The following is an 18,077-nucleotide window of genomic DNA, read 5'->3' on the forward strand; positions in this document are numbered from 1 at the left end:
GAGCTTTTGATGGTGAGCAATCTTCCCAGTACAACGTCTTTCCCCGATGTCACAATCCCTTGGTATCATCAAGCGATCGCCTCTGTTCTCCAAACCTTTCGCGGCGACGAAAAACAAGGTCTAGACCCACTCGAAGTTGCGGAGAGACAGCAATTCTATGGCCCCAATGAAATCCAAGGGGGACAGGGCCGAAATACCTGGGAAATTTTCCTCGATCAGTTTAAGAATATCATGCTGATCATGTTGATTGTGGTCGCCCTGATTTCTGGCCTCATTGATTTCGCGGAACTCCGTGCCCAGGCTCTGCCAGAGGGGACGATTCCGTTCAAAGATACGATCGCCATCCTCGCCATTGTGATTTTGAATGGGTTACTGGGCTTTTTTCAAGAAAGTCGTGCGGAGAAAGCCCTGGCTGCCCTTAAAAAAATGTCTTCTCCCCAGGTGCGGGTTTGCCGGGGTGGGCAAATTTTAGAAATTAAAGGAGCAGACCTTGTGCCCGGTGATGTGATGTTTATCGAAGCGGGCTCCCAGCTTAGCGCCGATGGTCTCGTCCTCGAAGCTGCCAATCTCCAGATCCGTGAATCTGCTTTAACTGGGGAAGCGAATCCTGTCACGAAACAATATCGGCCAGAGGGTCTGCCCTTGGAAACGCCCCTGGGCGATCGCCAAAATATGGTTTTTTCCGGCACCGAAGTGCTCCAGGGCCGCGGCAAAATTCTCGTCATTGCCACGGGCATGGCCACAGAACTCGGCAAAATTGCCCAAATGCTCGCAGCGGTCGAAACCAGCCAAACCCCCCTCCAAAAGCGGATGACCCACCTGGGTAAAATTCTTGTGACCAGCTCCCTCGTGTTGGTTTTCTTGGTGATCCTTTTGGGAACTCTCCAGGCAGGGAATTTTAGCAACCTCAAAAATCTCATTGAAGTTTCTTTGAGTATGGCCGTGGCCGTGGTTCCCGAAGGCCTCCCCGCCGTGATTACCGTCACCCTGGCCATCGGTACCCAACGGATGGTGAAACGCAATGCCCTCATCCGGAAGTTACCCGCTGTGGAAACCCTCGGTTCCGTCGATACCATCTGTTCTGATAAAACAGGAACTCTCACCCAAAACAAAATGGTGGTGCAGCGTCTGGAAACCCCAGCTAACTCCTTGACGGTGACTGGGGAGGGCTATGCCCCGATGGGGAATTTTTTGCTTCAGGATACGGCCCTAGATTTAGCGCAACACCCAGAATTACAAATATTATTGCGGGCCTGCGTCCTCTGTAATGATGCGGTGTTAAGACAGGAAGCCCAGGAGTTTGTAATTATTGGTGATCCTACTGAGGGAGCTTTGCTCAGCTTGGCGGGGAAAGGGGGCTTTTTTGCGGAAACGCTCCAAGCGACATGGCCCCGCTTAGGAGAATTTCCCTTTTCTTCGGAACGGAAACGCATGAGCGTGATCTGTGAGATGCCCCCAGGGGAGCAGGCCGTAGAGGATAAACCCTACCTACTCTGTTGTAAGGGGTCACCAGAATTGGTCTTAGAACGCTGCCAAAGCTATCAAACAGCCACGGGAATTTTCCCTCTGGAGGCCCGCGATCGAGCCGCAATCTTACAGCGCAACAACGAGATGGCCCAGGCGGGTTTGCGGGTTTTGGGATTTAGTCAACGTTATCTATCTGAAATTCCTGAAGCTCAAGCAGAGGCGATCGCCGAACAGGAAATGGTCTGGCTCGGTTTGGTGGGGATGCTCGATGCACCCCGCCCGGAGGTCAAAGAAGCGGTGGCTAAATGTCGAGCCGCAGGGATTCGCCCTGTGATGATCACCGGCGATCACCAGCTCACCGCTAAGGCGATCGCCCAAAAACTTGGCATTAGTGACCAAAAGGCCCAGGCCCTCACAGGGATCGAAATTAGCAAATTATCCCAGCCAGAACTTGAGGCGATCGTGGAAGAAGTCGATATCTACGCACGGGTTGCTCCAGAGCATAAACTGCGCATTGTCCAAGCCCTCCAACATCGCGGCAGATTTGTCGCCATGACCGGTGATGGCGTGAACGATGCCCCGGCCCTCAAGCAAGCAGACATTGGCATTGCCATGGGCATTACGGGTACAGATGTGAGCAAAGAAGCCAGTGATATGGTGCTCCTCGACGATAATTTCGCCACCATCGTCGCCGCTACCGAGGAAGGCCGGGTTGTATACACAAATATCCGCCACTTTATCCAATACATCCTCGGCAGCAATATTGGCGAGGTGATCACCATTGCCGCTTCCCCCCTACTGGGTTTATCTGTGCCCCTGATTCCGCTACAAATCCTCTGGATGAATCTGGTTACCGACGGGATCCCGGCCCTCGCCCTTGCCCTGGAGCCCGCCGAACCCAACGTCATGCAGCACCGCCCCTTTAATCCCCAAGAAAGTATATTTGCCCGGGGTTTAGGTGCGTATATTATCCGTATTGGCCTGATTTTTTCTGTGATTACCATTGCTCTCATGGCCTACAGCGCGGAGGCTTATCCTGAGACCTGGAAAACCATGGTCTTTACTACCCTCTGTCTGTCTCAGATGGGCCATGCGATCGCCGTGCGTTCTCGTACCCAATTTACCTTTACCAGTAATCCTTTCCGAAATCCCTACTTAATCATTGCTGTGGTTGCCACGAGCATTTTGCAACTGATGCTGATCTATGTAGAGCCCCTACGGCTTTTCTTCGATACCCAACGCCTATCCAGTTCCCAACTTCTCCTTTGTCTTGGCGTGAGTTGTCTACTGTTCGGGTGGGTGGAGCTAGAAAAACTCATCATTCATTGGCACTGGACCCGAAAAAATCCCTCAAAAAGTAGATGAAAAACAACAAAAGTGAATCCGATTTCTGTATAGATCTTATCTGTTTTTAGGATTAGCCTTGGGTACTATAGTGCGGTTAGACCTACAGAAAAAACCTATGACTGGAAACGCCGCCCGTGTCCAAGCGATTCAACAAATCACGAATCGTACGCCGATCAAGTGTGCACCGCCCATTAAACTCGACGAAGTATGGGCGACCAATGTCTTTGACCTGAGCAAAATGCAGGCCAGCCTGCCCAAGTCCGTTTTTAAGTCCATCAAAAACACCATTACTTCTGGTGAAAAACTTGATCCTTCCATTGCTGATGCCGTAGCAACCGCGATGCGTGATTGGGCAATGGCAAAAGGGGCCCTCTACTATGCCCACGTCTTCTACCCGATGACCAACTTGACTGCGGAAAAACATGACGGCTTCGTTTCCGTTCAAGGCGATGGCAAGGTCATTTCTGAATTTTCCGGTAAAGTGCTGGTCCAAGGGGAGCCTGATGGTTCCTCCTTCCCCAACGGTGGCATCCGTGACACCTTTGAGGCCCGGGGTTATACCGCTTGGGATGTGACCAGCCCGGCATACATCATGGAAACCGAAAACGGTTCCACCCTCTGCATTCCCACTGTTTTCGTTTCTTGGACTGGGGAAGCCCTTGATAAGAAAGTGCCCTTGCTTCGTTCCATTGACGCGATGAACAAGGCGGCCCAAAAAGTTTTACGTCTGCTGGGTCATACAGAGATCGCCCGGGTGAATTCTAGCTGTGGTGCTGAACAAGAATATTTCCTCGTTGACTCTAATTTTGCTCACCAACGCCCTGACCTCCTTTTGGCGGGTCGTACCCTCTTTGGAAAATCGCCAGCTAAGGGTCAAGAGTTTGATGACCACTACTTTGGCGCGATTCCAGAACGGGTGCAGATCTTTATGCAGGATGTGGAAGCTCAACTCTACAAGCTCGGCATCCCCGCTAAAACGCGCCACAACGAGGTTGCTCCCGGTCAGTTTGAAATTGCCCCTGTATTTGAAGCTGCCAACGTCGCCAGTGACCACCAACAGATGATCATGACGACCCTCAAAACCACAGCGAAAAAGCATGGTTTTATGTGTCTGCTTCACGAAAAACCTTTTGCTGGCATCAATGGTTCTGGTAAGCACGTGAACTGGTCTGTGGGCAATGCAACCCAAGGCAACCTCCTTGATCCTGGGGATTCTCCCCATGATAATGCCCAGTTCCTCGTCTTCTGTGGTGCGGTCATTCGGGGTGTCCATAAGTTTGGGCCTCTAATGCGGGCAGTGATCGCCAATGCCAGCAATGACCACCGCCTTGGGGCCAACGAAGCTCCCCCAGCGATTATGTCGGTTTACCTCGGCTCCCAGTTGGAGGAAGTTTTTGAACAAATCAAAAATGGCTCTGTATCTGAGTCGAAAAAGCGGGGTGTGATGGATCTCGGTGTAGCGGTATTGCCAGAGCTCACAAAAGATGCCGGCGATCGCAACCGTACTTCTCCCTTTGCTTTTACCGGAAACCGCTTTGAGTTCCGGGCTGTGGGTTCGAGCCAGTCTGTATCTGGGCCCCTAGTGGCACTAAATACCATCCTCGCTGATTCTCTAGAGTGGATCGGCGATCGCCTCGAGAGCGAATTGGCCAAAGGCCTAGAGGTAAGCGAAGCGATCCTCACCGTCCTCAAGGAAATCATGAATGACCATAGCGCCGTTATTTTTGGTGGTAATGGCTATTCTGAAGAGTGGCATAGAGAAGCCGTTGAAGAGCGGGGTCTGCGCAATTTGCCGACGACCGCTGATGCCTTGCCTGTGCTAAAAGAGCCGGAAGTCGAAGCCCTCTTTGAAAAACTGCAAGTGCTGACCCCCGTCGAACTCGAAAGCCGCTTCGAGGTCTATGCCGAGCAGTACATCAACTCCATCGAAGTCGAAGCCAAGCTCGTCATGAACATGGCGAAGACCATGGTTTACCCCGCTGCGGTGGAATATCTCTCCAAACTCTCGGGGACGATTTCCGCCCTGGTCGGCCTCGGCATTTCTCTGGATAAGAAGAATGCAGAAACCGTTGCAAATCTCACCAATGCCTTGATGGTCGCCACCGAAAATCTCAGCGCCGCTTTTGCCAAAGATGATTTTGCTTCCACAGAAGAGCATATGCATTATTGTGCCAATACCATTTGTCCTCTGATGAATGATGTCCGGAGCTATGCAGACCAATTGGAAAGCGAGCTACCCGATAGCTTCTGGCCCTTACCCACCTACCAAGAAATGCTGTTTATCAAATAGATAATCGTTTTTTTGCTGGAACATTAAGTCGTTTTGTTTAACCCCTCCAGATTGAGGGGTTTTTTCTTATTGTCCGCAAGTCAAATCCCCCCAGAGCAGTGAAAAATTTTCTCCCTCTGGCCACAGGAATGGCGCAAATCAGACCTGAAAAAATAGCCCACACTGACCGATAGGAGAGTTATTGCTTCCCAGAGCCACCTTTGGTTAGGTCGTATGGATAACGTTTGCGGGTAAGTCTTGGTAGAGGGGGGTGCTGAGATAGCGTTCACCATAGCTCGGTTGAATCACCACAATCAGCTTGCCGCTATTTTCGGGACGTTGGGCGACTTTAATGGCCGCGCAGAGGGCCGCCCCCGTAGAAATGCCTGATAAAATGCCCTCTTCCCGGGCTAGACGCCGCCCAAAGTTAATCGCGGCTTCGTCGGTCACAGTCACGACTTCGTCGATAATCTCTTGGTTCAAGACACTCGGCACAAATCCGGCACCAATGCCTTGGATTTTGTGGGGGCCGGGTTTTCCGCCGGATAGAACGGGGCTATTGGCTGGTTCTACGGCGATCGCCTGGCATTCGGGCTTATATTTTTTCAAAACCTCAGCAATACCTGTAATCGTGCCACCGGTACCAACTCCCGCAACAATGATGTCCACCTTACCGGCGGTATCTTCCCAAATTTCGAGGGCTGTGGTTTTACGGTGGGCATCGGGATTAGCCAGATTATTAAACTGCTGCAACATGTAGGCGTCGGGCAGGGTATCGACGATCTCTTGGGCTCTGGTAATGCAGGCGCTCATCCCGGCTTCCCCAGAGGTCAGCTCGAGCTGTGCTCCATAGGCCAAAAGCATCGCTCGACGCTCAACACTCATTGTTTCTGGCATGGTCAAAATGAGTTTATAACCCTTCGCTGCCGCTGCCATGGCAAGGGCAATGCCAGTGTTGCCCGAGGTGGGTTCTACAAGAATTGTTTTGCCTGGGGTAATTTCTCCAGCGGCTTCTGCTGCTTCGATCATGTTGACCCCGATCCGGTCTTTAACTGAGGCGGCTGGGTTCATCCCCTCTAGTTTGATCACCACCTGAGCGACGCAATTTTCCTGATCAGGAATGCGATTCAACTGCACAAGGGGGGTTTTGCCTACTAATTCGGTAATGTTATTGGCAATTTTCATAGTGGAGGAGGGGGGCTGGATCGGGGCAGAAAAAATAGGAACCGATAGCCTATTATAAAGGCCGATTCCCTGAAAATATGTGTACCGAATTGTTTCGGGTAAATTGGCGATCGCCAGGGACAAATTCTAGGCCGGATCGAGGCTGTGGCGCTGGAGATCTTCGCGGCGGACTATCTCCAGGGCTTTGGCATGGGTTGCTTCAAGGATCACAGGGGGCGCGACCCCGATTTCGAAGGCTTCTTGCCAACGGGCAGCACAGAGACACCAGCGATCGCCCGGTTTGAGGCCCGGAAAATTGTACTGGGGCATCGGTGTACTCAAATCGTTTCCCTGATTTTTGGTGAAATCTAAAAAAGCAGCCGTCATCTGGGCACAGACCACATGGCGACCAAAATCATTGGCCCCGGTGGTGCAACAGCCATCTCGATAAAAACCCGTCATCGGGTCTGTACTACAGGGCTGGAGGGTTGTGCCTAAAACATTTTTTGCCTCGGTCATGGTCGTGGGCTCCTCTAGAAACGAAGGGGGCTCTAAACTCGGGGGAATTAGCGAGATTTAGATAGGCTGGCGGTGGGGGGCTTGGCTTTGGCTTTAAGGGCATGGCGAGGGGTCACCACCCAGCGACGTTGACCCCGATAGGTGCTGTCGAGGGCGACAATGACGATCAAGATCTTCACCACAAAAAAGAAAGGTGAAATTAGGGTATAAAACCATCCTTCCCGGTGCCAGATGGAACGGCCATTGGCGATTGTTGCTTGCAAATGATTACAGAGCAAAGATAGACCCATCACCGCAAAATTGTAGATCAAAAACCACTGTGGTACATCCCTCGGCCAGATCCAATGGTGAACTGTTAAGGCAAAAATTTGAATGGCGATCGCATGGAAAAAGCTGGAATAGAGCAACATAATCACCCAACAGGCTTTTTGCCCAAGGTCTAAGCCTTGCCAAAATAACAGCTTAAATTGATATTTCAAGGCTACCTCTAGCCAACCTTGGGTCCAACGTTGCCGCTGTGACCAAAAAGCCTTCAAGTCAACTGGAGCTAATTCGTAGGAAATAATTTCTGGGTCATGGACAATGCGGACGCCATGGCTGAGGCCACGGAGAGTCGCATCAATATCTTCGGTGAGCATGCGATCGCAAAATTCTAGCCCCTGTAAAACCCCTGTCCGCCAATAGCCATTGGACCCACCAAATAAGGCCGTATCTACCAATAGCGATCGCGCCGGATGGCTCACCCCATAGAGACAATCAAACTCAACGGCGATCCAGCGGGTCAGCCAATTTTTGCGGTGATTCCGGATAATATTGCGACCTTGAACCACATCATAATTACCGCCGCGGAGCCAAGCCCAAGCCCTGGCTAAGGCATCCCCTGTTGGCCAATGGTCGGCATCAAAAATACAGGTCATCTCCCCTGTGACCACGGCAAGGGCTGCATTTAAGTTTTCGGCCTTGGAGTGACTCCCCTGGACGTGGAGCAGACGAAGTTCTGGGTATTGGGCCGCGAGATCCCACAGTTCTGCTTCTACTGGGAGAAAATGGGGCGTGTTATAGGCCAAAATTAGCTCTAATCCTCCCTCTGGGCGGATCAACCGCTGCAAAATTTGTGTGAGGGTCTCAAGAATAATCTCTTGTTCATTGGGCAGATAGGCCACAACGATCACACTGCACTTTGGTGTAGGTCCGTCAAGCAGCATTTGCCCGGCCATGCTCCCCCGAGGTCTAATGCTTTTTTTTTTGCTTAGTAGAGCTTGGAGCAAGCCCCGTTCAGGGCGTAGGCGTGGAAAACGCCACCAGAGGATCATGCAGACTGCTTCTAGGGTGAGGACTAATGCCGCCACCAAATACAGACTCGCAATAAAAGCGTACAACCAAGTTAACGACCACCCCTGCTCCCAGAGAAAGTGGTAAAAGCCGATGGGGATTAGTAGCCAAAAAAAGAGACTAAAACCCATCGGTAGCGAGAAGATCGAGATCAATCGACGCTTCGGAAATTGAGATATTTCCATAGATTGTGGGTGAATTTGCTCAGGGGCTGAGGGAGATTGGACTTGGAGATGAAAACGAAATTTGTGATGGATGATCGGCTAAATAAGGGTGCTTGGTTTAGTGTTAGCTAAATATTACCGCCACATTTATTCACTTGCTCCGAGTTGCTTGGGGAATTATCAGGCGATCGCCTTGCGGCAACCGCTCCATAAAGGTTTGCTGCCGCAATTAAATTTCGGCCATTGCACCCTTTGCCATGGCGGCGATCGCCTGATCCGTCGCTTTAGGGAGACGGTAATATTTACCGCCCGCTTTAGTGGCCAATTCTTTACCGAAACCAGAGGAGATAAATTTCTTCTCGGTGTCAATAATCAAGAGTTTCATGCCAGAAGCGCGGATTTTTCCGGCAATATTCAACAGTTCTTCCTTAATATCCGGCTTTTCTTCTCCTTCCTCTGGTTGTTCACCGAGGGAGCGAGATAAAGGAATGTTGCCTCGACCATCGGTGATGGCGACAATAACCACCTCACCCACATCCCCAGACATCTGAGCATTGACGCCGATATGGACGGCTTGGGTAAGACCATGGGAGAGGGGGGAACCACCACCACAGGGCAACGTTTCCAATCTGTTTCGCGCCAGGGTAATGGAACGGGTCGGTGGCAAAAGCACCTCTGCCATTTCTCCCCGGAAGGGAATCAGGGCAATTTGGTCACGGTTTTCGTAGGCTTCTGTCAAAAGACGCATTACCGCACCTTTTGCCGCCTGCATCCGGTTTAAGGCCATAGAACCCGACGCATCCACCAGGAAGATCATCAGGGCCCCTGCTTTGCGAGCCATCCGCTTCGAGCGCAAATCCCCCTGTTCCACAATAACTTTACGGTCTGGGTATTTTAAGCGGCGGGCTTTTTGGTAGGGAGCTGCCGCCCGGAGTGTCGCATCCACGGCAATGCGGCGCACTTTGCCACGGGGTAACATCGGTTTGATATAGCGGCCCCGGTCATCGGAAAAAATCAGCCCCCGTTTCCCAGAATTACCTTTATTTTGGGTCATCTGGGCAAAAGCTAAAATGCTCGGGTCAAGGATTACGCCCTCTGGGTCAAAGACAAATTCCTCGGGAATGGTCGGCTCCTGTTCAGCCTGTTCCTCCTGGTCTTCATCTTGGTCGTCGTCTTTGTCATCTTGGTCCTCGTCATCCTGGGACTGATCGTCCTCATCTTGTTGATCATCCTGGGACTGTGGTGGAGGCGGCGGCGGGGGCGGCTGCATGTCCTCATCTTCTGGGGTGGGAATTGTTGTCGCCCTGGGTAAAATTACCAATTCCACCGCCGTGCGTAGATCATCGGCAATCACCACATTACGACCATCCAGGGCCGCCGCTGCCATGGCGACACGCACCGCAAACAGTTCTGCCCGGTGACCTTCGACACTGCCCCGAACAGCTTCGTTCACAAGGTATGCGACTTGATCTGTGCTGATTTTGACTTCCTTGAGCCATTCCCGGGCGAGAATAATCTGGGTACGCAGGGCATCGAGGTCTTCTTCATAGCTCTGGAGGAAATCTTTGGGGGCGGTGGCATATTGCACCACTTGCTCTACGGCAGTAACACGCTCTTCGAGGCTGAGGGGGCGATCGGCGGATAGGGTCACAGCAATGCGATCGCGTAAATGCTCTCTTAAATTACCTTCCTCGGGGTTATAGGTGGCGATGAGCAGGGGACGACAGGGGTGAGAAAAACTAATGCCTTCCCGTTCAATGACGTTGCGTCCTTCGGTGAGTACCGTCAGCAGTTGGTTGGCGATTTGGTCATCAAGGAGGTTAATTTCATCGATATACAGCACACCCCGGTGGGCCTGGGCCAATAGCCCTGGTTGAAAAACAGGCTCCCCCTGGCGGACAGAAGCTTCCACATCCACCGAACCCAGGAGACGATCTTCGGTGACACCGAGGGGAATTTGCACAAAAGGTGCAGCGATGACTTCGGTGGGAATATTTTCTGTCGGCACATCACCGTAGGTGGCGTCGGTGAGGTCATCCCAGTCGCTGCGGTTATTAACGTCGCAGTGGTAGGGATTATCTTTGATAATTTCGATGGGGGGCAGAAGGGAGTGAATGCCCCGCGCCATCACGGATTTAGCTGTGCCCCGTTTACCGGCGATCGCCACCCCCCCAAGAACTGGATCGACAGCCCCCAGTAACAGAGCAGTTTTGATTACATCCTGACCGACCACCGCAGTCAACGGAAAACTTGTACGAGATGTCGTTAATGTAGGCATCTATCTAGGAAATTTTTATAAAAAATAGAATTTAAAAAGGTGCTTGTAAAAGTAAGGAAAAAAGTCCCAGTTTTGAGATTCTTCCCCTTCGACCTTGTGGGGATTTACCAAAGGTAAACCCCGACTAAAATCATGCTTAATCGTTACACATAGTTCACTAAACGGGCAAAGCTCTCGGCCTCTAAGCTGGCGCCCCCAACCAAGGCTCCATCAATTTCCGGTTGTGCCATGATTTCATCGACATTCTCGGGTTTCACGGAGCCGCCATATTGAATGGTCACATTCTGGTTAGTGAGCTTTTCGCGGATGAGGCCAATTACACGGTTTGCTTCGGTGGCATCGCAGGTATCGCCAGTCCCGATCGCCCAAATGGGTTCGTAGGCAATGACCAGATTGTTTTGATCGATATCGACTAAATCTTTTTCCAGCTGGGCAAAAATTACGGCTTCAGTTTCGCCCGCATCTCGCTGAGCTTTGCTTTCGCCCACGCAGAGAATGGGCGTCAAACCATGACGCTGGGCGGCTTGCAAACGCTGATTCACGGTTTCATCGGTTTCGCCGAAATATTGCCGCCGTTCGCTGTGGCCGACGATGACATAACGGACGCCCATTTCCGTAAGCATCGCCCCAGAAATTTCCCCAGTGAAAGCACCTTCATCGGCCCAATGAATATTCTGTGCTCCGAGGCGGATTCGAGTGCCGTGGAGACTTTTGGACATTAAACCAAGGTCGGTAAAGGGGGTACAGAGAACAACTTCTCGTTCCTCATGGTCGTCGGCAATTTTGGGCAGTAATGCTTTGAGAAATTCTAAAGACTCGCTTTGAGTCTTATACATCTTCCAATTACCCGCAATAATGATCTTTCGCACGGCTTTCCTACTAATGCTTTCCTTACAATGCACAGGGATCCAGTTTACCCCATTGCTGAGGCGGTGCTAGTGCGGGATAAGCCCTAAAGGAAGGATAGTAAACCGCGATCGCCATCGAGCATGACGGGCACGCCCACGGGTAAGGCGGCGTTTTCTCCATCATGGCCAAAGGGTAACTGGGCAACGATGGGAATATTCAACTCTTTCAGGCGATCGCCCAATACTTCCATGACGCTAAAACTGTCCGCTGAACCCAGCTCATCGCAGCGACTAAAGCGACCGAGGGCGATGCCTTTGACTTTCTCGAATGCTCCCATTAGTCGCCATTGGGTTAAGAGGCGATCGATGCGATAGGGCGCTTCGGTGACATCTTCGAGGGCCAAAATTACCTGGTCAAAATCGGGTTGTAATTTCGTTTTTAAAATGTGGGTGGCCACAGTTAAATTCGCTGGCAATAAGATTCCCTTTGCTTGACCCCAGCCCCAACCTTCCCCTTGGAGTGGTGCTAACGGTTTCCCGGCTAAAAAATCAAATAAACGCTGCTTTGACCAGTCGGGCTCCGCAGCAAAAGTGGTTAAAACGGGGCCATGGAGACTGGCGATTCCCACCGTCCCTAAACTCCAGAGCAGGCTGGTGATATCTGAAAAGCCAATCAGCCATTTGGGAGTCATTGAGTCGATTTTCCAGTCCCAATCTTCCAACAGACGCATGCCGCCATAGCCGCCCCGCGCACAGAGAATGCCTTTGCATGCTGGGTCAAACCAAGCTTCGGCCAAGGCATCGCGTCTTCCCTGATCCGTCCCAGCCAAATAGCCCCAGCACGCATCCCAACCCGTCGTCAGTTCTACACGATAGCCCTGCGATCGCCAAACGTCTACCCCCGCCCAAAATGCATCCTGTTCTAACAAACGACCACTGGGGGCGATCGCCTTCAATAAATCCCCCGGTTGTAACCAAGGGGGCAGCCTCAATTTATTCATTTACGAACCGACAGATGGATGTTGCCAAACTAAGGTTATTTTTTGTTCTGACTGGCGAGTTTCTTTTTATTTTCCCAACGCCAGAGAAAAACCATTAACCCCACGACGCCAGCCTGTACCGCTAGATTTGGAATGGCCTGTTGTAAGTCTCGACCAGCGGCAATTTGCAACAAAAAGATCATCCCACCTACAGCCCCCGAAAAACCAAAACTTAAATACACAAATTGCCGGAGGGTGCGGTAGGGATTTTGCGCTTCGGCCCGGAGCCGCGCCATTTTTTCGGGGGTGAATTTCTGTGCCATGCTTATACCAATTGCTGGAGGTTGACCATGGCCAACCCCTGGGTTGATTTAACGAATTAGATTCTGAAAAAAGGCCAAATTAACCGTATCGCGCACAATGAGGAAAACCCCAAGGCCCAACAAGAGCACAAGGCCCGTTTGCATAATGTTTTCCTGGAGACGCATCGGCAAGGGCTTACCGCGAATCCCTTCGACGAGCAAAAAGGCTAACTGACCTCCATCGAGGGCCGGCAGGGGGAGGATGTTGATAATCGCCAGGTTGATGCTGATCAAGGAGCCAAACTGAAATAAATTGCTCAGGTCATCTTTGGCTAAATCTGCGCCCACAGCGACGATCGCCACGGGGCCAGCCACCTGTTGGGCTGTTTCGCTGAAATTAAAAATCAGTTGCCCAAACCCTTGGACTGTTAAACTCGCAAGCCGTTGAAATTCTCGAGATCCTGCCTGGAGCGCCGCGACTGGATTCCCCGCACGATTTCGAACAATTTCACCATTGGGGGCCAACATCACCCCGATTCGCCCTTGACCATCACTATCAGCATCAGGGGTTACAGTCAGGGAAAGCTCATCTTCACCCCGTTTTATCTGGAGATCGAGGGCGGTATTGGCTGCATTTTGGATTTCTTCCCGCAGTTGTTCAAGGGCAGCCTGGCCACTGGGGAGGACCTGGCCATTGATCCCAAGGACAATGTCACCACTCTGCATGCCGGCTTGGGCCGCGGGGGAATCTACAACGGTGAGGACTTCAGGGATGCGGACACCAGGCTGGTAGTCAATATCCTGGAAACCGACAGTACCGGCCTGCACCACTAAGAGGAAGTAGGCAAAAATTAAGTTGGCAATAACGCCCGCACTGATCACAATTGCCCGGTCAAACACGGGACGGTTACGGAGAAGATCGGGGTCTTCTGGGGGAATATCGCTGTCTGGATCATCGTCAGGAAAGCCCACGTAGCCACCGAGGGGAAAGGCGCGCACGGCGTATTCTGTTTCTTTGCCCTGGTATTTCAGGAGGGTCGGCCCAAAACCGATAGAAAAACGGTTGACATGAATCTTTTGGAGTCGGGCTGCTGAGAAGTGACCAAGTTCATGGACCACGATGAGGAGTGCCAAAACTGCGATCGCCGCCAGTACGGACATAACGTTCTCTTGTATTTCGATAAATTTTGATGTTCTAGCTATTGTAGGCGATCGCCATCCGTGGCGGGCTACCGACCAAACTCGGCTCGAAGTGCTAGAATCAGCGGCGACAAGCCCCTTCAAAAAACTTTACTTTTCCTCTATCCCTCTCTGTGGTGATCTTCCATGGCTCAGCAAATCAAAGCCCCCATCGGTATCTGTGCCTCCTTACTCTTGGCCTTTGGTGCGACAGGATGCGCCCTAGAACGAAATACCAACGCCCAACCTGCCCGTAACGAAGACCAAGCTGAGCGGCCCCCCCTAGTGGACGTGGCGATCGCCGCCAGCACAGAAACAAACTCTGACACTGCCAGCTATACCGGGACTACCGGAGCCCTTAGAACCGTAGTTGTGCGATCGCGGGCCGAAGGACAACTCCTCGTCCTCAATGCCGATGTCGGGGATGTTGTGCGTCAAGGTCAATCATTGGCCACCATCGAACAAAATTTACCCCTCACTGAGGTGAACCAAGCCGAAGCAGAATTGGCCGCCCGCCAGTTTGAAGTCCGGGAAGCCGAAGCCGTCCTCGCAGAAACCAAAGCCCAGGTAGAACGTAACCGGGCTGAGTTAAAGCAAGCGGAAGCCGATGCCCAGCGGTTCCAAAGTCTGGCTGAATCTGGGGCGATCGCCGCGCAACAGGCCGAAGTGGCCCAGACCCAAAAGGCCACTGCCGCCCAGGTATTACGAGCCAGCCAGGAACAGGTGACCACCAGACAACAGGCGATTTCTGCCGCAAAACAGCGGGTCACAGCGCAACAGGCGATCCTGGCCCAGGCCCGGGAACGGCTTACCTATACGCAAATCTCTGCCCCCCAAAGCGGGGTTGTGCTCAGTAAACAAGCAGAAGCTGGGGATACGCTCCAAGGGGGCCAAACCCTTTTAGAAATCGGTGACCTCAGCACAATCAAAGTAGAAATTCAAGTTTCCGACCGGGATCTGAGTCAATTCAGCTTGGGGCAAGCGGTGAATGTGAATCTTGATGCTTTCCCTGGTGAAAACTTTGCGGGGGAAGTGACCCGCATTTCCCCCGTGGCTGATGCCGCTGCCCGCTTAATCCCGATTGAGGTGGCGATCGCCAACCCCGAAGGAAAAATCGCCACCGGATTATTGGCCCGGGTGAGTATTGGGAGCCCTTCCCTCACGGAGGCGGTAATGATTCCGGTGGAAGCGTTGAACATTGGTGAAGGAACCAATGAAAATACCCTCTTTGTGCCAGTTACCCAGGGAGAAGAAACCACCGTCCAAGCTCGTCCCGTCCAGGTTGGCCCCGAAGACAATGGCATGGTAGAAATCCTCAGCGGCCTCAGTGCCGGGGAGCGCTACATTGCCAAAAGCGATCGCCCACTAGCGACTGGTCAGACGGTACGCCTGAGCTTGCTTTCCAATTAATCGCTACGGGCTACACTAGAAACATCAAGTTTTTTTGATTATTTGTGCCCATGATTGTCACCCAAGACCGGATCGAAACCACCACTCTGTTACAAGGATTTAAGGCGATCGCCGACCCGATCCGTTTGGAGATCCTCGAACGGCTGCGCACCCAGGAACTCTGTGTGTGTGAACTCTGTGATGTCTTGGGTCTCAAGCAATCAAAGCTGTCTTTTCACCTGAAAATTCTTAAAGAAAGTGAATTAGTCCTCACCCGCCAGGATGGGCGCTGGATTTATTATCGGCTTAATTTAGCCCAATTCATCGCCCTAGAGACCTATTTAGCCACCTACCGCCGTTTTGGGGAGATTCTCCCCGCCCGGCCCTGCCCAGATTAAAATCAGGCAAAAAGCACAAATCAATTTTTTTTGATATATTGTTCCTGTCCAGTTCTCACAGGAAACATTTGGCCATGGTTCAACCCAAGGCGGTACAGGCTGGTGGACAGCTGAATATTTTCGAAAAATATCTCACCCTCTGGGTGGCACTCTGCATTATCGGTGGCATTGGTCTGGGTCGTCTCTTCCCGGCGATCGCCCAAACTTTGGATGCGATGAGCGTCTACAACGTCTCGTTACCGATCGCGGTGTGTCTATTTTTTATGATGTACCCGATCATGGTGAAAATTGATTTTTCCCAGGCAGTGAAAGCGGCCCAAACGCCGCAGCCCGTAGCCTTGACCCTGATGGTTAATTGGCTGATCAAACCCTTTACGATGCTCGCCCTCGCCCAATTTTTTTTGGGGTATTTGTTCCGGCCGCTCCTGTCGGCGACAGAATTGATTCGGGGCAGTGAGATTGCCTTGGCGGATTCTTACATTGCCGGCTGCATTTTGTTGGGGATTGCCCCTTGTACGGCGATGGTGTTGATGTGGGGTTACCTCTCCTATAGCAATCAGGGTCACACCCTCGTGATGGTGGCGGTGAACTCTTTGATGATGCTCTTTGTCTATGCGCCCCTGGGGAAATGGCTCCTGGCAACCAATAACTTGACCGTGCCCTGGCAAACCATCGTTTACTCGGTGCTGATCTATGTGGGGTTGCCCCTGGCGGCGGGGATGCTCAGTCGGCAGTGGATTTTGCGCCATCGCGGGCGGGAATGGTTTGAGACTGTGTTTCTCAGATATCTCAATCCCGTGGCGATTATTGCCCTGCTGACCACCCTGCTACTGTTGTTTGCTCTCAAAGGGGAATTGATTGTTAACAATCCTCTGCATATTCTTCTCATCGCCATCCCCCTATTTATTCAGACCAACGTAATTTTTCTGATCACCTATGTTGCGGCGCAAAAACTGAGCTTTTTTTATGAAGATGCGGCCCCGGCTGCACTCATTGGGGCCAGTAATCATTTCGAGGTGGCGATCGCCACGGCCATTGTCTTGTTCGGCCTTGATTCTGGGGCAGCCCTGGCTACAGTGGTGGGCGTCTTGATCGAAGTACCTGTGATGTTAATGCTGGTGAAATTTTGCCAAAAAACTGCCTTTTGGTTTCCCCGAGAGCCAGAAAAGGCCACCCTTTTCGATCCCCGCTGCCTCAATTACAAGCCCTAATTTCCCAATCTCAATAGCTGTTATCAATGTCTACTTTCGACCATCCCCCCCGGATTCTCTTTCTCTATGGTTCCCTCCGGGAGCGTTCCTATAGCCGCCTATTAGCGGAAGAAGCCGCCCGCATTATTACCGACCTTGGGGCTGAGGTGAAATTCTATGATCCCAGGGATTTACCCCTGCGGGGCCGCGTAGAAAATACCCATCCCAAAGTGCAGGAATTATTAGAACTGACCCAATGGTCAGAGGGGCAGGTGTGGTCTTCCCCAGAAATGCATGGCAACATCACCGGCATCTTGAAAAATCAGATCGACTGGATTCCTCTAGAAATCGGCTCTGTCCGGCCCACCCAAGGAAAAACCCTCGCCCTAATGCAAGTCAGCGGGGGCTCCCAGTCTTTTAATACGGTGAACACGATGCGGATTTTGGGGCGGTGGATGCGGATGTTTACGATCCCCAACCAATCCTCCGTCGCCAAAGCTTATCAGGAGTTCCATGAAGACGGCACGATGAAAGATTCTCCCTATCGAGACCGGGTAATCGATGTGATGGAAGAGCTCTATAAATTCACCCTCCTGCTGCGGGACAAAGTCGATTATTTGACCGATCGCCACAGCGAAAGAAAAGCCCGTGACTCGCAAGATTCCTAATTTCTAACCACTGCATCACTTATCCAATCCCATAACGGAGCAACCCCATGAAACGCATTATGTTTGTGTGTCGTAAAAATTCCTGCCGTTCCCAAATGGCGGAAGGCTGGACCAGGCACCTCGGCGGCGACAAAGTGATTGTCCATAGTTCTGGCCTCGAAGCCTCTCGCGTCCATCCGGGGGCGATCGCCGCCATGGCCGAAGCGGGCATCGATATCACTGCCCAAACGTCGAATCCCCTGGATGAATTTAGTGCCGAAGATTATGACGCAGTGGTTTCCCTCTGCGGCTGCGGTGTCAATTTACCGCCGGAATGGGTGACCCGCGACATTTTTGAAGATTGGCAACTCCAAGATCCCGATGGCCAACCCCCGGAAGTTTTCCAACGGGTACGAGATGAAATTAAGGAGCACGTCAAGGATTTGTTAAATAAGTTAAGCTCTTGAGGGAAATAACCTGGGTTTGCCTGGGCAAAAATGTCAAGAAACGCTTATAAATACTTTTTTTGCGGCATTTTGAACCGAAAGCAAACCCCTAACGTCCAAATAGCACCCATTGTTTTCTCTCTCCCACGGTGAATTCG

General features: G+C 51.8%; 15 protein-coding genes. 7 read left to right on the forward strand and 8 right to left on the reverse strand.

Annotation, left to right across the window (positions count from 1 at the left end; all coding sequences use genetic code 11):
- Nucleotides 1–9 precede the first annotated feature (9 nt).
- The gene (locus tag ACZ45B_RS02395) at nt 10–2,832 is read left to right on the forward strand and encodes a cation-translocating P-type ATPase (protein WP_024544849.1); all 2,823 of its coding nucleotides are present in this window, start codon (nt 10–12) and stop codon (nt 2,830–2,832) included.
- Between the two features lie 97 nt (nt 2,833–2,929).
- On the forward strand, nt 2,930–5,104 hold the full coding sequence (locus tag ACZ45B_RS02400; protein ID WP_024544850.1) for a glutamine synthetase III family protein: 2,175 nt from the start codon (nt 2,930–2,932) through the stop codon (nt 5,102–5,104).
- Between the two features lie 204 nt (nt 5,105–5,308).
- Here ACZ45B_RS02400 and cysK read toward each other — a convergent pair whose 3' ends face one another.
- The 8 genes from cysK to rseP form a co-directional block, all read right to left on the reverse strand.
- Entirely contained in the window at nt 5,309–6,268 is a 960-nt protein-coding gene (gene cysK / locus ACZ45B_RS02405) for a cysteine synthase A (protein ID WP_024544851.1), read from the reverse strand.
- Between the two features lie 126 nt (nt 6,269–6,394).
- Nucleotides 6,395–6,766 carry a DUF2237 family protein gene (locus ACZ45B_RS02410; RefSeq protein ID WP_024544852.1) on the reverse strand — a complete coding sequence of 124 codons (372 nt, stop codon included), beginning with the start codon at nt 6,764–6,766 and terminating at the stop codon, nt 6,395–6,397.
- A 47-nt stretch (nt 6,767–6,813) separates the two neighbouring features.
- Entirely contained in the window at nt 6,814–8,283 is a 1,470-nt protein-coding gene (locus ACZ45B_RS02415; RefSeq protein WP_096416426.1) for a glycosyltransferase family 2 protein, read from the reverse strand.
- A gap of 208 nt (nt 8,284–8,491) precedes the next feature.
- Nucleotides 8,492–10,540, reverse strand: coding sequence for a magnesium chelatase ATPase subunit D (gene bchD, locus ACZ45B_RS02420; protein WP_464674946.1), 2,049 nt, complete (start codon nt 10,538–10,540; stop codon nt 8,492–8,494).
- Nucleotides 10,541–10,683: 143 nt separating this feature from the next.
- Nucleotides 10,684–11,409: a triose-phosphate isomerase gene (gene tpiA, locus ACZ45B_RS02425; RefSeq protein WP_024544855.1), complete on the reverse strand. Its 726-nt coding sequence runs from the start codon at nt 11,407–11,409 to the stop codon at nt 10,684–10,686.
- Nucleotides 11,410–11,492: 83 nt separating this feature from the next.
- The gene (locus ACZ45B_RS02430; protein ID WP_038027769.1) at nt 11,493–12,380 is read right to left on the reverse strand and encodes a S66 peptidase family protein; all 888 of its coding nucleotides are present in this window, start codon (nt 12,378–12,380) and stop codon (nt 11,493–11,495) included.
- A gap of 44 nt (nt 12,381–12,424) precedes the next feature.
- Nucleotides 12,425–12,691, reverse strand: a complete 267-nt coding sequence (locus ACZ45B_RS02435; RefSeq protein WP_096416432.1) for a DUF3493 domain-containing protein — start codon at nt 12,689–12,691, stop codon at nt 12,425–12,427.
- Between the two features lie 48 nt (nt 12,692–12,739).
- Nucleotides 12,740–13,831 carry an RIP metalloprotease RseP gene (gene rseP, locus ACZ45B_RS02440; RefSeq protein ID WP_024544858.1) on the reverse strand — a complete coding sequence of 364 codons (1,092 nt, stop codon included), beginning with the start codon at nt 13,829–13,831 and terminating at the stop codon, nt 12,740–12,742.
- 165 nt (nt 13,832–13,996) lie between these two features.
- Here rseP and ACZ45B_RS02445 point away from each other — a divergent pair, with 165 nt between their 5' ends.
- From ACZ45B_RS02445 to arsC, 5 genes are all read left to right on the forward strand, one after another.
- Entirely contained in the window at nt 13,997–15,259 is a 1,263-nt protein-coding gene (locus ACZ45B_RS02445) for an efflux RND transporter periplasmic adaptor subunit (RefSeq protein WP_029681646.1), read from the forward strand.
- Between the two features lie 50 nt (nt 15,260–15,309).
- Nucleotides 15,310–15,636: an ArsR/SmtB family transcription factor gene (locus ACZ45B_RS02450; RefSeq protein WP_024544859.1), complete on the forward strand. Its 327-nt coding sequence runs from the start codon at nt 15,310–15,312 to the stop codon at nt 15,634–15,636.
- Nucleotides 15,637–15,710: 74 nt separating this feature from the next.
- Nucleotides 15,711–16,847, forward strand: a complete 1,137-nt coding sequence (arsB, locus tag ACZ45B_RS02455; protein WP_024544860.1) for an ACR3 family arsenite efflux transporter — start codon at nt 15,711–15,713, stop codon at nt 16,845–16,847.
- A gap of 26 nt (nt 16,848–16,873) precedes the next feature.
- On the forward strand, nt 16,874–17,494 hold the full coding sequence (gene arsH, locus ACZ45B_RS02460) for an arsenical resistance protein ArsH (RefSeq protein ID WP_024544861.1): 621 nt from the start codon (nt 16,874–16,876) through the stop codon (nt 17,492–17,494).
- A 47-nt stretch (nt 17,495–17,541) separates the two neighbouring features.
- A complete protein-coding gene (gene arsC, locus ACZ45B_RS02465; RefSeq protein WP_024544862.1) occupies nt 17,542–17,940 on the forward strand; it encodes an arsenate reductase, glutathione/glutaredoxin type in 399 nt (132 codons plus the stop codon).
- The last annotated feature ends 137 nt before the right edge of the window (nt 17,941–18,077 follow it).

It is taken from the genome of Picosynechococcus sp. NKBG15041c (assembly GCF_055380235.1).

What these genes read in the sequence shown, in the direction of transcription:
- rseP (WP_024544858.1), bottom strand. Translation starts at nt 13,831, where the DNA reads ATGTCCGTACTGGCGGCGATCGCAGTTTTGGCACTCCTCATCGTGGTC.
- ACZ45B_RS02435 (WP_096416432.1), bottom strand. Translation starts at nt 12,691, where the DNA reads ATGGCACAGAAATTCACCCCCGAAAAAATGGCGCGGCTCCGGGCCGAA.
- ACZ45B_RS02395 (WP_024544849.1), top strand. Translation starts at nt 10, where the DNA reads ATGGTGAGCAATCTTCCCAGTACAACGTCTTTCCCCGATGTCACAATC.
- ACZ45B_RS02400 (WP_024544850.1), top strand. Translation starts at nt 2,930, where the DNA reads ATGACTGGAAACGCCGCCCGTGTCCAAGCGATTCAACAAATCACGAAT.
- ACZ45B_RS02445 (WP_029681646.1), top strand. Translation starts at nt 13,997, where the DNA reads ATGGCTCAGCAAATCAAAGCCCCCATCGGTATCTGTGCCTCCTTACTC.
- arsC (WP_024544862.1), top strand. Translation starts at nt 17,542, where the DNA reads ATGAAACGCATTATGTTTGTGTGTCGTAAAAATTCCTGCCGTTCCCAA.
- arsH (WP_024544861.1), top strand. Translation starts at nt 16,874, where the DNA reads ATGTCTACTTTCGACCATCCCCCCCGGATTCTCTTTCTCTATGGTTCC.
- ACZ45B_RS02415 (WP_096416426.1), bottom strand. Translation starts at nt 8,283, where the DNA reads ATGGAAATATCTCAATTTCCGAAGCGTCGATTGATCTCGATCTTCTCG.
- arsB (WP_024544860.1), top strand. Translation starts at nt 15,711, where the DNA reads ATGGTTCAACCCAAGGCGGTACAGGCTGGTGGACAGCTGAATATTTTC.
- ACZ45B_RS02410 (WP_024544852.1), bottom strand. Translation starts at nt 6,766, where the DNA reads ATGACCGAGGCAAAAAATGTTTTAGGCACAACCCTCCAGCCCTGTAGT.
- cysK (WP_024544851.1), bottom strand. Translation starts at nt 6,268, where the DNA reads ATGAAAATTGCCAATAACATTACCGAATTAGTAGGCAAAACCCCCCTT.
- bchD (WP_464674946.1), bottom strand. Translation starts at nt 10,540, where the DNA reads ATGCCTACATTAACGACATCTCGTACAAGTTTTCCGTTGACTGCGGTG.
- ACZ45B_RS02450 (WP_024544859.1), top strand. Translation starts at nt 15,310, where the DNA reads ATGATTGTCACCCAAGACCGGATCGAAACCACCACTCTGTTACAAGGA.